The sequence below is a fragment of the Clostridium porci genome (genome assembly GCF_009696375.1).
Lineage (GTDB): Bacteria > Bacillota > Clostridia > Lachnospirales > Lachnospiraceae > Enterocloster > Enterocloster porci.
The window spans coordinates 44,272-59,534 of sequence record NZ_VUMD01000006.1 but is presented as its reverse complement, the minus strand read 5'-3'; the positions used below and the strand labels follow the sequence as shown (position 1 = coordinate 59,534).

The 15,263-nt window shown below is 45.6% G+C and carries 11 protein-coding genes; 10 read left to right on the top strand and 1 reads right to left on the bottom strand.

Annotated features, from left to right (window positions below):
* Positions 1-53: 53 nt before the first annotated feature.
* The 4 genes from FYJ39_RS07985 (at position 54) to FYJ39_RS07970 (ending at position 3,845) form a co-directional block, all read left to right on the top strand.
* Positions 54-1,019, top strand: coding sequence for a sigma-70 family RNA polymerase sigma factor (locus tag FYJ39_RS07985; RefSeq protein ID WP_154471949.1), 966 nt, complete (start codon positions 54-56; stop codon positions 1,017-1,019).
* Positions 1,020-1,134: 115 nt separating this feature from the next.
* The gene (locus FYJ39_RS07980; RefSeq protein WP_154471948.1) at positions 1,135-2,391 is read left to right on the top strand and encodes a hypothetical protein; all 1,257 of its coding nucleotides are present in this window, start codon (positions 1,135-1,137) and stop codon (positions 2,389-2,391) included.
* A gap of 73 nt (positions 2,392-2,464) precedes the next feature.
* Complete coding sequence (locus FYJ39_RS07975; protein ID WP_154471947.1) at positions 2,465-3,541, top strand: hypothetical protein; 1,077 nt, start codon at positions 2,465-2,467, stop codon at positions 3,539-3,541.
* Positions 3,542-3,638: 97 nt separating this feature from the next.
* Positions 3,639-3,845, top strand: a complete 207-nt coding sequence (locus FYJ39_RS07970; RefSeq protein WP_154471946.1) for a cold-shock protein — start codon at positions 3,639-3,641, stop codon at positions 3,843-3,845.
* Between the two features lie 59 nt (positions 3,846-3,904).
* On the opposite strand, the gene FYJ39_RS07965 is transcribed toward FYJ39_RS07970, so the two are convergent.
* Positions 3,905-4,519: a hypothetical protein gene (locus FYJ39_RS07965; RefSeq protein ID WP_154471945.1), complete on the bottom strand. Its 615-nt coding sequence runs from the start codon at positions 4,517-4,519 to the stop codon at positions 3,905-3,907.
* 250 nt (positions 4,520-4,769) lie between these two features.
* Here FYJ39_RS07965 and FYJ39_RS07960 point away from each other — a divergent pair, with 250 nt between their 5' ends.
* From FYJ39_RS07960 to FYJ39_RS07935, 6 genes are all read left to right on the top strand, one after another.
* Positions 4,770-6,332, top strand: coding sequence for a hypothetical protein (locus tag FYJ39_RS07960; protein WP_154471944.1), 1,563 nt, complete (start codon positions 4,770-4,772; stop codon positions 6,330-6,332).
* A gap of 64 nt (positions 6,333-6,396) precedes the next feature.
* Entirely contained in the window at positions 6,397-6,897 is a 501-nt protein-coding gene (gene lepB, locus FYJ39_RS07955; RefSeq protein ID WP_154471943.1) for a signal peptidase I, read from the top strand.
* 102 nt (positions 6,898-6,999) lie between these two features.
* Positions 7,000-9,159 (top strand): VirD4-like conjugal transfer protein, CD1115 family, encoded by a 2,160-nt coding sequence (locus FYJ39_RS07950; protein ID WP_195840396.1) that lies wholly within the window; start codon positions 7,000-7,002, stop codon positions 9,157-9,159.
* A 127-nt stretch (positions 9,160-9,286) separates the two neighbouring features.
* Positions 9,287-10,054, top strand: a complete 768-nt coding sequence (locus FYJ39_RS07945) for a class B sortase (protein WP_154471941.1) — start codon at positions 9,287-9,289, stop codon at positions 10,052-10,054.
* 1 nt (position 10,055) lies between these two features.
* Entirely contained in the window at positions 10,056-10,343 is a 288-nt protein-coding gene (locus FYJ39_RS07940) for a hypothetical protein (protein ID WP_154471940.1), read from the top strand.
* 66 nt (positions 10,344-10,409) lie between these two features.
* Entirely contained in the window at positions 10,410-15,164 is a 4,755-nt protein-coding gene (locus FYJ39_RS07935) for a DUF6273 domain-containing protein (protein WP_154471939.1), read from the top strand.
* Positions 15,165-15,263 lie beyond the last annotated feature (99 nt).

Genomic DNA, 15,263 nt, shown 5'->3' with positions numbered 1-15,263 from the left:
AGTATCGAGGAATCCATAATTAAGGCAGCATAGAAAGTTGAGGATTAGAGAATATGGATAAAAAGAAGAAACGAGACGATTTCTTAAGAGAGCCAGAGCTGAATGACGAGGTCATGGACTCTTTTTTTGATCAGGATATAGAGGATAACACAGAAGAAACGGATGACCAGGAGACGGTCATGGAAGGCGTTGTACCAACCGACTTCTATCAAGGGTATATTACGCACATCCCGCTTTTAAGCAAAGAGAAAGAACTTGAATACGGTATGGCAGCAAAATATGGCTCCGAAGAGGAAGCTAAGGAAGCCAAAAACAAGTTAATCGAACACAACATGAGATACGTTCTGTCGATTGCAAATCGTTTCCAGGGCAAAGGACTTCTGTATGACGACATTGTACAGGAAGGATTTATTGGTCTGATGAAAGCCGCGGACAAATACGATCCGGATCTTGGCTGGCGTTTTACTACATATGCAACATGGTGGATTAAGCAGTCGATTCAGAGAGCAATCATGGATCAGGGCCGTACCATTCGTATTCCGGTTCATTTGCTGGAAGATATGCAGAGTGTCAAAAAGGCCGAGCGTGCAGCCGCACAAATGCCAGACACAGACGAAATGGAAGTGATCATGAAAGAAACCGGCTTTACCATGGCAAAGATCTTGCATTTACGTGCTTTGACACAGTCTATGGTATCGCTGGATACGCCAATCGGTGAAGATCAGGACACCGTATTGGGTGATGTCATTGCCGCGGACAGCGAAACACCGGAAGACAGAGCCATGCAGAACGCCCTGGCAGAAGATTTGCGCGATACGATGGCGGATTGCTTAAACCAGCGAGAGAGCGAGGTTATTTCCCATCGTTTTGGTCTTGGAGGCGACCGGCCAAAAACACTGGAAGAAGTGGGGGCGATCTACGGCGTCACCAGAGAGCGCATCCGACAGATTGAGGTGAAAGCATTGCGAAAACTTAGGAATCCGAAGCGGAGCAGGAAGCTGCGGGAGTATACCCAATAATACCGCTTAGGATCCGTTTTTGCAAAAACAGAGTAAATATCATCCCATAATTAACATGTAATCACGATAAAGCGGATCAAAAGGTCCGCAAATGAAACGAGAGGAGATTATTTTTATGAAACAAAAGATATTGATGATGACAGTAGCAGCTATGTCTTTGTCTATGGCGGTGCCTGCATTTGCAGCCGGCTGGGTAAAGAACGGCAATACCTGGTACTACACAGATAGTAACGGGGAATATGTGACTGACGCATGGAGATCATCCGGGAACGATATGTTCTATCTGGGTGACGACGGCGTCATGGTAACCAATGCACTCATCGATACCGGAAGCGGCCTTTATTATGTAGACAGCACCGGAAAACGCGTGAAGGACTGCTGGAAAGAGCTGCAGGACGAGTACGACGATGAGACATACTGGTATTACTTTACTTCCAATGGTAAAGCAAAGGAAAGTGGTTACCTGACCATTGATGGCGTAAAGTATCACTTTACCGACTATCACATGGACACCGGCTGGAACGACGGAGATGACGGCAATACCTATTACTTCGGTGAAGGCAACGAACTTTACAAGCCGGGCTGGCATTACATTCTGGACGGTGGCGACAATGATTACGAGCCGGGTTGGTACTACACCGACACAAAGGGTAAAATCTTAAAAAGTCAGGAAAAGAAGATCGGCAATGAATACTACGTGTTCAATGACAACGGCCTGATGTGTGACGGCTGGGTAGAGTTTGTGGATGATGAGACCATCTGCAAATACTACCGTCTCGGAAACGGAGACCGTATGGACGGCTGGATCTACCACGATGGCGAGGATTCCTTTGAGGCAAGCGTGGAGCACCCGGAAGGCTGGTATTTCTTAAAGTCTGGCCGCCCGTATACGGCAGATTACAGAACCACGAAGATTTCCGATACTCTTGGAATCGCCAAGATCAACAATAAATATTATTGTTTTGACGAGGTTGGTACCATGCAGTACGGAATCGTAAAGGGTTCCGACGGTACACTCTATTACTTCGGTGCTCCGGAAGACGGCGCCATGAAGACCGGTCGTGTAACGGTAGAGTATGATGACCTGTATGATTACGAAGGACAGACCATGTACTTTAACACCAGCGGTGCAATCGGTACAAAGGGATCTGACTTCACCGGTGTCAAGAATAACTACCTGTACCGAGACGGCGAACTGGTGGAATCTGCCAGCGGTGATTGGGAAGTTGTCGTTGTCGGTGGTAAGTCTTATGTCGTAAATGAGTACGGTAAGATCAAGACTTCCGGTACGATTCGTGATGACAATGATGTCAGATGGAGAGTGCAGAAAAAGTCAGACGGCACAGGTTACGAGCTTGTGAAAATCGACTAACCGCGTATTCACTGGGGCGGCGGGCAATGCCCGCTGCCTTTTTTGTGAGTAGAGCATAAAGGAGGGAATAACATTGACAGAAAAACGGGAGGATATGGTTTGCGAAATTTGTGGCCATCCGATGACCGCTGACGAAGAAATGCGGGTGTTTACCTGCGGGCCATTTGATTACCATGCAAAAGCACTGATGTACCACTGCGGCTGCTGCGGATATGAAAAACTCGGTACCTGTATGGTGCAATTCTGGGAGAACGACACGCCTCCGGAGGAAGTGACGGAGGACCAAGTGGGAATCGCAATCATTGGAGAAGAAGACATCGAGCCAAAAAACGATTCCGATCCGGAGCACGAAGACCCAATCAGAGGGAAACGTTCTTTCTGGACGAAGGTATGTGAGTATTTTAAGAGTAGGCCGCGGGAAATCGAAGATTCTGCAGAGATCGTCATCGTCGATGATACAGCAGAACAACCAGAGGCAGAGGAACACTCCGAAGAACCCAAAGAAATCGAAGGTCCAGAAGTAACGACAGAACCTAAGTCTGAGACAAAGACAGCAGAAGTAAAAGAAGCGGAGAAATCGAAAGAAGATTCAAAAACGGATCAGCCATCGGAGTCTACAGAAAAGGGAAAAGAAAAGGACGAGAAGGAACCAGAGGCTGCACCGGAGCCTGTAAAGGAAACAAGCACGCCAGCTGAAAATCCAGATGCGGCAGAGTGTGTGCAGAAACCTGTCATGTTTGAAACGAAGAATGGTAAACGCAGGGTGACAAATGAATGGATGGACTGGATGTTAGAACACAGTGTATGGTATCCACTGTGGTATTGCTGTTTCGTACCAAAGAAGCGGAAGAAGGAACACAAAGAGGAACACTATTTGAGCAGTCATATCCCTGTTTATCAGGCAATCCGTAATGATATTCTGTATGATACTAAGACAGCCAAAATGTATCTGGCGTTGGATAAGACAATGGATAAAGGCAGAAGAAAGATATATTACTATGTGACACCAGGCAAAAAATATTTTTCCATGACAGTCATGATGGGACGGGCCGATGAACTGATGGTTATGGAAGAGAAGGACGTAAAAAAGCTGTTATCCGAATATCCGGACCTTTACCGGGAAATCGTAAATGAGAATATTATCGAATAAAGCAGCGTAAAAAACCAATTTTTTCAAAATTCATTCCATAATTATTTTGTACGGAAGAGACCGTAACATTTTTACATTTGAAAGGAGTAACACAACAATGAAAGGAATAGTAAAGTGGTTTGATGCCCGTAAGGGATTCGGTTTTATTACCGGAGAGGATGGCAATGACTATTTTGTTCATTTTTCCAGCATCCTGCAGGAGGAGGGCTTCAAGAAGCTCCGCCAGGACGAGCAGGTAGAGTTTGAGGTAGGCCAGGATGAGGCCGGCCGTACTGTAGCCAGAAACGTATCTGTGCTTCAGTAATCCCAACACATGAAAAAAGCCGGGACGCATTGTCGCCCCGACTTTTTTATTGCACTTATTTACATCCACGCTTCATCGTCATCTGCATCAATAGGTGAAGCATACTCATCGACACGCTCAGCATCTTCAGTGGTAGCTTCGGTCGTATATTCCGCCGAATCATCGGTCATAGATTCGGCACAATTGATACCAAAGGCTTCTTTTCTATACTCTGCATCGTGTAGTAACCCATCCATGTAAGATGAATGCTGCACGGGAGTGACATAACCGGATTCTGCCGGAATTGCACCCTCCCGGTCATGAAGCCAGTGGTAATCCGATGGATAAAAACGGGTTAAGATCTCATGTGCCAACTCAGGCGAAATATGATCCAGATCCGCTCCCTCTAACAGTGCCGGTGCATCATTTTCAAACACACTGTATAAAAGGTCATGTGCTAAGATGGCCTGGTAAGTTTCCACGCAGCCTCTGACTAACGCTTCGTACTGGGGAAGGGCATAGATGTGCCCAAACTCCGGCTGCATTTTTACCTCTGGCTTGCTGAGGGCCTTTACCAGATGTCTGGTGCAGCCCTTGGTATATCCAATCGGGATCGGTTTATCGTAAGCATCATACTGTTTTAATTTAGAAACGTTTTCAAAACCACGTTCTGCGAAATATTCATGCATTGTCATAATGTTCTCCTTTATTTGTCTATGTCAAAATGTTGCGGATATGCTTTTTCTTCTATTATAATTATGGGTTGCTTTTTTCGCAAGGAAAACCTTGCGGATATGGAAAAATGCTGTTTTTTCAAAAATTTCAAGAGTATGAAAAGATTTGCGGATAAAAATATTTTGCAAAATGGGTGTATCCTGCTTTTTTCTAATAATTGGTATCCGCAATCCATAATTGGAACGAAAAAATAAGAGGAGGTAAAAAGAAATGGCTGAAATGAATCACGTCAGTACATATATGGCCGGCACGCTGAAAGTGCTTTTGGACATTGTAAACAATGCGATCGATCGGGAATCCATCAACTATTCCAATATTTCCTATGACGACCAGCTCGAAAGAGTGGGAGGCAGCGATTTTGTAGAGCGTTCCAAAGACGCCAGTGGCAGAGTGGATGAACAAGCCCTGATCCGTAACTGCGGCCTGATTGCGTATTGCGGGGCATTTATGAAAGACAAGCTCATTACGGAATTCAGAAATGCGAAGATCAATCGTGTGCAGTACGAAGATACGATAAAGAGAAGCGATGGAAAACTGATGAATGTCTGCTACTTTGCAGTGGAACGCATTGACAAAGAGAAGGCCCAGAATATCATTGACCGTTTGAACTCGCTGGAAACCATTCGACAGACAGATGCGAAAGAGTTTGCAGCGGACTGCCAAAGCAGAAATATTCCGATTGCCTGTCTGAGCGTTGAGGAAGAAAAGGTCGCATATCTGGAACGCATGGGAGACATCAATTTCCGATACTGCATAGTACCGGATGGTTATGGAAATTTAAGAATGTATGTCGCAAAAACCGACAGCGAACTGGCACATGAGGCAGTAAAGAAGGCAACCCTGATCTGTTCCGCAGAGACCAGAAGATATATGATGGGCATCAGCAAAGAACGGGAAAGCATCATGGAAAAAGCACTTTCCATGGTAGGGGATACGCATACAGTTTGCCGTATCTATGACAAAGATGAGCCAAGTCATTACATTCGCACGGACTCCAATGGTATCTACTATGGTATCGGTAAACACGAGGAGCAGATCAGCCGTATGAGTCAAGGCTGGGAGAGTCGTGTGTATAACATCTTAAAGGGATATGGTACCGTGGAAATCGACTCCGAAAGAAAACCGGAAGTCATCAAAGAAAAGATTGCCCAGGATATCCAGCACAGCAAGCCTTATGAAAAAGAACTTGGCTTACAGGATAAAGTGGAGCGTTATAAACGGGAAATGGTAGAACAGATCAATTTCCGTTATGCGAACGATGAATCCTTAAAAGACATGGGAGCTATCAGCCGCATGAAAGATGATGAACACCGCTTCGGAAACGCAATCAATAAGGCATTGCGTGAAGGGGAAGGAGAACTGCTTAACGATCTCTATGGAGATCAGTCAGCAAACCGCAGAGCAATCAGTGGTTACATCGGAGAACGCAGCATTGATTTGTCGGATTTAAACGGCGCTGATTTTATCAAAGAGTTCTGCCTGCAAACCTTAGGTTACCGCGTGATGGAAGATCAGATTGCCAGAATGTCTATGATTGAACAGGCATTTAACACACCGACATTCCAGGATTTGGCGGCGGAAGACCAGACCGTCAAAATGGCGGTCATCAATGAGATCGAAGACAGCGTAAGAGAAGCAAAGATGATTGACTATACGCTGCAGGAAGTAAGTCCTCAGGAACTTATTCAGGACATTGAAAAAGACAATCGTATCCAGATGGAACTGAGCGATCAGGAATACGATAAGTCAGATGATATGGATCAAGAGAGATAAATTGATACCAGAGAAAGGAGTATAAGCCCTGACGATATGGTACCGTCGGGGCTTTTCAAATATCATGGTAAAAGCACTAAAATCATGTAAGGATGTTATCATCACCATTTTGGTAATGATATTTTTAATGAATTTCGTTTTTATTAACGCATATATTCCGTCAGGCTCCATGGAAAACACCATCATGACCGGAGACAGAGTATTTGGCGTACGGTTTCTTCGTGAGTTTGATCGCGGAGATATTGTGATTTTTAAGGACCCAGATGGCGGAGATTTTTACCTCATAAAAAGAGTGATCGGATTACCAGGAGAAACGGTAACCATTGAAAATGGTGTGGTATCCGTCAACGGTATGCAGCTGACAGAAGCCTACTTAAAAGAACCGATGATTCCAGAAGAGGATTTTTCCATCACACTGCCGGAGGAAGGCTACTTCGTTATGGGAGATAACCGAAACGATTCCTATGACGCCCGGTACTGGGAACATAAAATTGTGTATGAGGACAATATTGCCGGAAAGGCGTTGTTCCGCTATTGGCCATTCACACAGATGAAAGGATTGTAAGAAGCAAACTCATTCCGTCCTGGGATGAGTTTTCTTTTTGCGTCTTTTCCACTCATTCTTCCCATAATTCGCTCAGAAAAAATGAAAGGAGAGCATGAAAGTATGGCAAATGGTTTTATCGACACAAAACGAAATGCCAAAGAGAAACGATTGCAAATCATCATGGGCATCGCAGGTATCTTGCTCCTTATGTACCTTTGTGCCAGAAGTGCGAGGTACCAGGTAGACAATCCAGAAATGCTGATGTTTGAGGCATTTTTTCTGGTCTTAAGTCGTATTGGAGAGGAGCCTTTTGCACTGTATTTTGGTCAAGAGTTTTGGGAAACCTTTGGTACGATGGGTATTTTGGCAGCGTTAGCAGTCTGGGTAGCTTTTGACAAAAGAATTATGAACCGTCACTACAAAGACGGCGAACAGAGTGGTACCGCAGCGTGGCAAACGCCGAAAACGATCCAGATGTTCAACCGAAAGTTTAACGCCCCCTATGGAAAGCCGTATGCGGATGGAGATGAAAACATCATCTATTCCAAACACTGTCAGCTGACCATGAATACCAGACGTACGAACTTAAATAACAATGCGATGATCATTGGTGGTCCTGGTTCCGGTAAATCCTACAACATTGTACGACCGAACCTGCTCAACGCATATTGTTCGTACGTGGTGACCGATCCTTCTGGCGAGCTGCTTGCAACAACGGGAAAGTTCTTTGAAGATCAGGGATATGACATTCGTGTGTTTAACCTAACAGACATGGCACATTCCCATTGTTACAATCCATTTTGCTATCTGCGAGGGGAGGAAGACGTACTGACGCTGATCACCTGTTTGATCAAAAATACGGAAGGGCAAAATAAGGGCGGCGGAGACCCGTTCTGGGAAAAGGCGGAGACAGCCTTATTGGAGGCAATCATTTTCTATCTGATCCGGTATCAGAAAAAGGAAATGCAGAACTTCGCAATGGTTTCCAAACTGTTACGACAGGCAAAAGCCGATCCCCAGAAAGCAAAATCTCAGTTGGATGAGATTTTCGATGAGGTACGTCGGTATGATGAAAATGATATCTGTATCAAACAGTACGACATTTTTAAGCAGGCTTCTGAAAAAACAGCACAGTCCATTCTTATTACTGCGGCCGTGCGACTGGCACCGTTCAATATCAACACTGTTGAAAACCTGACGTCCTCTGACGACATGGATTTACGAACCATTGGTGATAAGAAAATCATCACGTATATTATCGTGCCACAGGGTAATAACCCGTATGCGTTCTTGGTCAATATGCTGTATTCTCAGATGTTTGATACCTTGTATTACCATGCGGCCACAGACTGCGAAGGATTGAGACTGAAGCATGACGTGCATTTCATCCTGGATGAGTTCGCGAACATCGGTGTGATTCCTGACTTCCAGGTAAAACTGACAACCATGAGAAAATATGGACTTGCCTGTATGATCTTTATCCAGGCAGTTGGTCAGATCAAAACCCTTTATAAAGATGACTGGGAAACATTGATGGGCGCCTGTGATACCATGGTGTATCTTGGCGGTAACGAGTTGTCGTCCATGGAAGACCTTTCAAAGAAGCTGGGTAGTCAAACCATTCGTGTCAGAGATAGTTCTCACTCCAGAAGCGGTAAGGGCGGATCTGACTCCAGGTCATTTAAGTGGACGAAGCGTGAACTTCTGACGGTTGACGAAATCAGACGTTTGAAAAAGGGCTACTGTATTATTGTCATCAAGGGTGAACAGCCGTTTTATGATGAGAAATACATCACTCCAGAGCATCCGAATGCCAAATTCCTGGGTGACCTCGGTGAAGGCCTCGGGCTTTATGTCTTTGATTACTGCAACGCAAAGTCAGAGGATCTGCAAAAACTGGAAAAGAAAAGAAGAGTGCAGCAGGACAATGCAATTAAACGTGGAGCGGCTTCCATGCGTCCGGAGGCAAAGCCATATGTAGCCGGATCGCTCATTCCTTCGACCAAAAAGATGACGCCAGAGGAAGAGAAGGAGATTGCGAAGCAGCTGGCAGACCGAGTTACGGATATGTCCTTTGACCGCGAAGCAGAGCTTAAAAACGGTGCAACAATTAAGAGTGTCCGCGGCGGCATCGTATCGGTATCCAGTGCAAAGCCAAAAGACAGACAGGCCAGTGCAACCGGCAGGGTAATGAAAGCGACGGTTCCGATGGATCGTACGATTTCCAATGAAGACATGATGTCAGACTTTGCATCAGAATTTTTGGACGATAATGACTAATCCATGGAGGGAGCAAACAGCTCCCTCTTTTGCATTGCAAAAAATCCTATTTTGGTAAAAAGACAAACATAATTAAGATGTCAGAGTCAATAGTAAGACCACCTATATGGTGATTAGGGAGTAAAAGATGAAAATAATGAAAAATTTCATATCCGCAATATTTGCGGCCATGGTGCTCATTCCGGTTTTGTGCATCGGAGGCCGGATCTTTCAGTACCACTCAGAAAATACAAAACTCAAACAAGTGGCAGAAATCGCTGCGGAATACACAGTTCATGAACCGGCGGTTTCCCTGAACAGCCAAACAGAACTTGAAATGGAAAGTTTTATGGATATCAATGGCTTAAAAACCGAAAATGCAGACGTCGTCGGATTCGTTGAAATTCCAGGCACCATTGTTTCTTATCCGGTCATGAAATCCGAAGAGGCAGATTATTATATCCGGCGAGGCTTTGATAAAAAGCGTTCGATTTATGGCAGTATCTATATGGATAATGCCTGCTATGAAAACGGAGCAAACACTGTGCTTTACGGACATAACATGAAATCTGGGAAAATGTTTGGTACCCTCAGGCATTATATGGATGCGGCATACAGAGAGGAACACAAAGAGATCCGCTACATTACGGATGACCGCATCGAATGTTATGACGTGTGTGCGGTATTTTTAGCCTCTGCGGCAGATCAGGACCTGATCAAAAATCTTATCCCGTACACCAAAGAGGAGATGGAAAACCTGCAGAATTATATTGCGAACCATCAAGGCGTTTTCATGGATGAATTTGCATGGGGAGATCGTCTGTTAACGTTGGCAACCTGCGAATACACCAGGAAAGACGGGCGCCTGTTTGTCATTGGTAAATTAAAAGATACGATTATTCGAAAGGAGTCATAAGATGGCAGGAACAAAATTCACACCGAGGTTAATGCGGCAGGAAGCAAACGAAGAACTGGAAAAAACCGGCATGAGCCTCAGAGAGCAATTTGAAGAGGAAAGAAAAACAGAAGTCAAAGTGGAAAGACGGCCGGTACAGGTGTTCTTGATGATCCTGGAATGGGCAAAGAACATTCTTTGTGCATTTCTGGCATTGACCGGCGCCATTACCCTGATTCACCCGGATCTTCAGCATGCGTTTGTCATTCTGGTCAAAACATTTTTGATGGAAATCTGGGTACACGTATAACACAAAACTGTTTTTTTAGAGAAATCATTCCATAATTGGCATATCAACGAGAGGAGGAAATACAACATGCGTATAAAGAAGAAGTTAGCAAAACCGCTGATTGCTGTTTTGGTAGCCAGTCAGTGCGTGACAGCGTTTGGCGGAAGCTGGGTTAATTCTTCTGCAGAAGTGTGGCGTTATCAGAATGACGACGGGACCTTTTTGCAGAACGGTTGGTTTTTGGATCCGGCAGACGGTAAGTGGTACTACTTAGATGAGCAGGGCGTCATGACCTACGGCTGGAAGTACATTGACAATGTATGGTACTTTTTTAACCCCGTGCATGACGGAACCTTTGGCAGCATGGCAGCCAATGGCTGGCAGTGGATCGACGGATATTGCTACCTGTTCGGACCGGATGGAAAAATGTATGCAAACACCGTAACCCCGGACGGCTTTACGGTCAACGCAGATGGACAGTGGCTGGAAAATGGCGTACCTGTCTTTGTACAGGGAAAGGGTATTCAGACGAAAACCAATACGGCAGTTGGCCCGAGTGGTCCATTTGCAGGCCACAAAAACAGCTCTCCGGGTGGTGGAAGCGGCGGAAACTCCGGCGGTGGCGGTAGTTCAGGCGGCGGTGGCGGCGGCAGCAGCTCTTCCCAGAAGGTCTATTACGCGTATACAGTACAGTATGTCGATGAGGCAGGAAATGTCCTGGCTTCCACGTCCGGAGAAGCGCGAAAGAATTCGTTTGTAACAATCGCCAGAAAAGAATTCGCAGGGTTCCAGTATGTAAGCGGGCAGGACGGTTCACAAAAACTGACCAAAAACAACATGACCTTTGTGGTAAGGTATCAAAAGGAAGCAGAAGAGAAGCCGGAGGAAAAACCGGATGAGAAAGAAGTCTTTTCTTATACGGTAACGTACATCAATCAAGAGACCGGCGAGATCTTAAAAACCATTACGGGCACCGGTGAAAAAGGTACAACCGTAACGGTAAAACCGCTCTCTGGTTATCAGGAAGTGGCCGGAAATGAGTATTCCTTTATCCTGACCGAGGACAACCTGGAAAAAACGCTGTATTTTACAGAAAAAGTACAGGAGTATTCCTATAAGATCCGATACGTGGCAGATGATGACACCGTTCTTGCAGAAATCAACGGCACTGCTAAAAAGGACAGCGTGGTAGCCATTCCGCAGAAAGAATTTGAGGGTTACACCGCAGATGAGATCGGCGTAGACGACTTTGTCCTTGACACCGACAAAAAAGTGGTCGAGGTCTTATATACCAAAGACGATACCGATGAAGAGGCAACAGATTCTGAACCGGAGAAAGAGCTTTGGCAGTATACGATCCGTTATATCGACCGCGATACCAACGAACCGCTTGCGACCGAAAAGGGAAGCGGAAAAGAGGACGATGAAATCGTACCGGACATGGTCTTTGAAGATTATGAATATGCAGGCGATTATAGCTTTACCTTAACGAAAGACAAGGAAGTATTCACGGTTTATCTGGTAAGCACCAAGGAAGAGGAAGACATCGTATCGGTGCCATACACGGTTACCTGCGTCGATGAAGACGACACGGTCTTAAAAGTAATGGAAGGAACCGTGTCCGTCGGAGATGAAGATGTGATCATTACTCCGGAGATCGAATTGGACGGTTATGAGCGTGTCAGTGATAATACGTTCACCGTTTCCAAAACCGGAAACAATGCCTTCACGATTGTCTATGAACGCATCAAGGATATGTCCTTTGCCGTGCTTTGCATGGACATCGTAAGCGGAGACGAGATTGAACGTATGACGCTTTATGGAAATGTGGGCGACACACTGGATCTCAGTGACATTTGTCCGGATGGATTTGAGCGTGTCGATGGCATTCCAGAAGACGGTATCATTTCCGATGTGCCGGCCAACAACTATGTCAAACTCTACTTTAGAGAGATCCGTGAGATCCCGGATGTAGAAAAGGAAGCAAACTTCACGGTACGATTCCGAGAAAAAGGGAATGAAAGCAACGTGTTAAGCGGCGACCTTGTCGGTACCTGGACGGTGGGAGAACTGCTTCCGATTTATTTTCATAAGGAACTGACGGACCAGGAAGGAAATATCTATGAGGCGATTGATGAAAGTCCGAGAACCTTCCGAATCAAAGACGTGGAGCGAAATCAGTTTACCATTTACTACAAAAAGGTAAAAGATGCGCCGGAAGCAGAGGACCTGACTTGTCCGTATTCCATCCGCTATCTTGCGAAGGACACCGAAGGTACTCTTGGAATCATGACTGGTTTTGGAAAAGTAGGAGAGAAGATTCCGTTCAGAAACACGTTCTATCAGTATGGATTTGCCAATCCGGCGGATAACTCTTATGCCATTCAGAAAGACGGCGACAATATCGTTGACGTGATTTTGGAGAGAAAGGGCGGAACACCGCCGGATAAAAATGACCATACCGGACTGTATGACGGCTGTGCTTGGCTGGCCGTATTCGTAGACAGCAACGGAACACCGCTGTTACCGAATGTGAGTGGCTTCTCCGTCAAGGGCGATCGCCTTTATATCGATTACCCGAATGTCATTGAGGCAGACGGAGTGACCTATCGAGCGGTAGAGAAGTCTCCTTATATTGAGGATATGAACCGTACGGTTTACAAACAGATCATCATTCAGTATGTGACCGGAGAACCGTCGGAAGAAAAGCTGGAGTCTTGGAAGAATAAGGCACAGGAGAAGAAAGACGGGTTCTATGGCACAACTCCGTACAACTATTATGTAGCATACCGTGAGAAAAACTCCTGGAATGACATCGGATTGGTCATGGGTATGGCACACAAAGACAGCACCATTCAGATTGAGGCAAAAGATATGCCGGGTTGGCATATCCCAGAAGAAAACCTGGGAGATTTTACACTCGACCAAAATGGCAAAGTGGTTGTGACGCAGTACGAAAGACCAAACGGAGGTACCTCTACTGGATATCTGAAACAGGGATATGAAATCCATGCAGTAGATGAGGAAGGGAACGATCTGTTTGCACCATATAAGGGCAGCGTTGCCTTTAAGAAGGGTAACTCTTCCATTGATTTCAGAGTGTATTACCCGAATGTCTTCTATGACGCAGAGGGAAATCGCTGGGAAGCAGATGAAGAATCCCCGAAAGATGTGGTGCTTGACAACCTGACCTTAAACGGCAATCGCAGAGACATTGCCTATCACCAGGTTTATGAAAACGAAAAAGAGCAGTTCATTGTCGAAAGCAATGCGGATTTTAACCGAATTCTCAATGAGTTCGCTTCCTATACATATGACAGGGACAGACATGACCTTTATATGATCGGAAGAGATTATGACACCGCAAGAGCTGAGGTCAGCGACACTCTGTATCGAAACAACCTGGCGGGCTACAGTAACGAAGTGGTGGACCGTTTTGAGTTAAACGGCGTGTCTTATACGGTATCCCGCGTAAGCTACTACCGCAAGTGGGATCAGGCAAGCTGCACACACGTCTGGGAAATTGTGGAGGATGTCTATGGAAACTGCCTGGTATCAGCCGAAGTGACCGTACGCTGCGAGAAGTGCGGCAAGGAACATATCGTCTACAAGCCGGCTGTTGGCCATGTCGATGAAAACTACGATTCCTTCTGTGATGAATGCCAGGAGCGTTTATCCCAGACGCTGGGCGACACTATTTCCGTTACATGGAATCCGAAAGATGTATCCATTGGCGTAAAGACCTACGACTTTGTCTGTGTGGATACCGATTACCAGGGAAGCGGCAAGATGTTATATGTATCAAAGGATGGCATTGGCTCTGAGATTTATGGTACCTACACCGATTCCGCAGAAGCAGATTATCTGTCTTCTTCCGTCAGAATGTTCCTTGATGATCGTTTTGCAGATGGATTAAGTGTAAGTTCCGGCCTGCAGCCGATTGAGGGAGATGCAGTTTCCATGCTGACCAAAGAAGAGTATGATCAGTACAGGGCAGCGGCGGAAAACCAGTACCGATTCCCAGCAGGCACATATCTGACAAAGTCCAATGAAATGGATCACGTGATCTTAACCGATGGCAGTACCGTTTCCAAGGAAGATGCTTCCAATTACAACATTCACCCAACGATTCTGTTAAACCGTTCAGAAATCGGAGAAGGAATCCAGGATGGTGTTTGGAAGGTAGGCGATATGCAGGTACGAGAAGTCGGTGATAAGCTGTACCTGTTCCGCTGCGTAAACGCGAACTACCAGGATAAATCTAATACCGATAAGAGCATGGCGCTGTTTGTCTGTGATACCGTGATCCCATCCAATGAGGGCCTGGGCTTTGATGAAGCGGACGAGACGCAGTCCACTCGATTCTTTGGAAAGAACAATAACTACAAGGATTCTACCATCAATCAGTGGTTGAATGATTATAAGTCCAAAACAGGAAATCTGGTGATGACCAACATTGGTATTGCAAATGAGTACACCGGAAAGTCCAAAAACGGCGCTTACCAGACCGTGGATGTGAGAGACTTTACGAAGTACACACGAAGCACACCGCAGGTGATGTACAGTAACTTCTTTATCCCGTCACTGGAAGAGGCACTGGCCATGAAAGATTATCTTTGGAAGTTTCATGGTTCAGACAAGAACAATGCATCAGAAATCATCAACAATTACCGTGCTTCCTACTGGTTAAGAACACCGGTGCATGGAACAGACGACATGGTTTACACCGTAAACCTGCGTACGGGAGCGATTGAACCAAAATCTGTCAAGGCAACAGAAGGAAATCAGGTAAGTAATACTGGTATCCGTCCGATGTATGTCGTAGAGCAGAGCGGTTCATAAACGCACAATAGGAGCTGGCATTTTCACGCTGGCTCCTATTTTTCTGGTTTTTGCAAAATTCGTTCCATAATTAACTCGTCGCAAAGAGTGGTGATTTTG

What these genes read in the sequence shown, in the direction of transcription:
- FYJ39_RS07985 (WP_154471949.1), top strand. Translation starts at nt 54, where the DNA reads ATGGATAAAAAGAAGAAACGAGACGATTTCTTAAGAGAGCCAGAGCTG.
- FYJ39_RS07980 (WP_154471948.1), top strand. Translation starts at nt 1,135, where the DNA reads ATGAAACAAAAGATATTGATGATGACAGTAGCAGCTATGTCTTTGTCT.
- FYJ39_RS07970 (WP_154471946.1), top strand. Translation starts at nt 3,639, where the DNA reads ATGAAAGGAATAGTAAAGTGGTTTGATGCCCGTAAGGGATTCGGTTTT.
- FYJ39_RS07965 (WP_154471945.1), bottom strand. Translation starts at nt 4,519, where the DNA reads ATGACAATGCATGAATATTTCGCAGAACGTGGTTTTGAAAACGTTTCT.
- FYJ39_RS07960 (WP_154471944.1), top strand. Translation starts at nt 4,770, where the DNA reads ATGGCTGAAATGAATCACGTCAGTACATATATGGCCGGCACGCTGAAA.
- lepB (WP_154471943.1), top strand. Translation starts at nt 6,397, where the DNA reads ATGGTAAAAGCACTAAAATCATGTAAGGATGTTATCATCACCATTTTG.
- FYJ39_RS07950 (WP_195840396.1), top strand. Translation starts at nt 7,000, where the DNA reads ATGGCAAATGGTTTTATCGACACAAAACGAAATGCCAAAGAGAAACGA.
- FYJ39_RS07945 (WP_154471941.1), top strand. Translation starts at nt 9,287, where the DNA reads ATGAAAATAATGAAAAATTTCATATCCGCAATATTTGCGGCCATGGTG.
- FYJ39_RS07940 (WP_154471940.1), top strand. Translation starts at nt 10,056, where the DNA reads ATGGCAGGAACAAAATTCACACCGAGGTTAATGCGGCAGGAAGCAAAC.
- FYJ39_RS07935 (WP_154471939.1), top strand. Translation starts at nt 10,410, where the DNA reads ATGCGTATAAAGAAGAAGTTAGCAAAACCGCTGATTGCTGTTTTGGTA.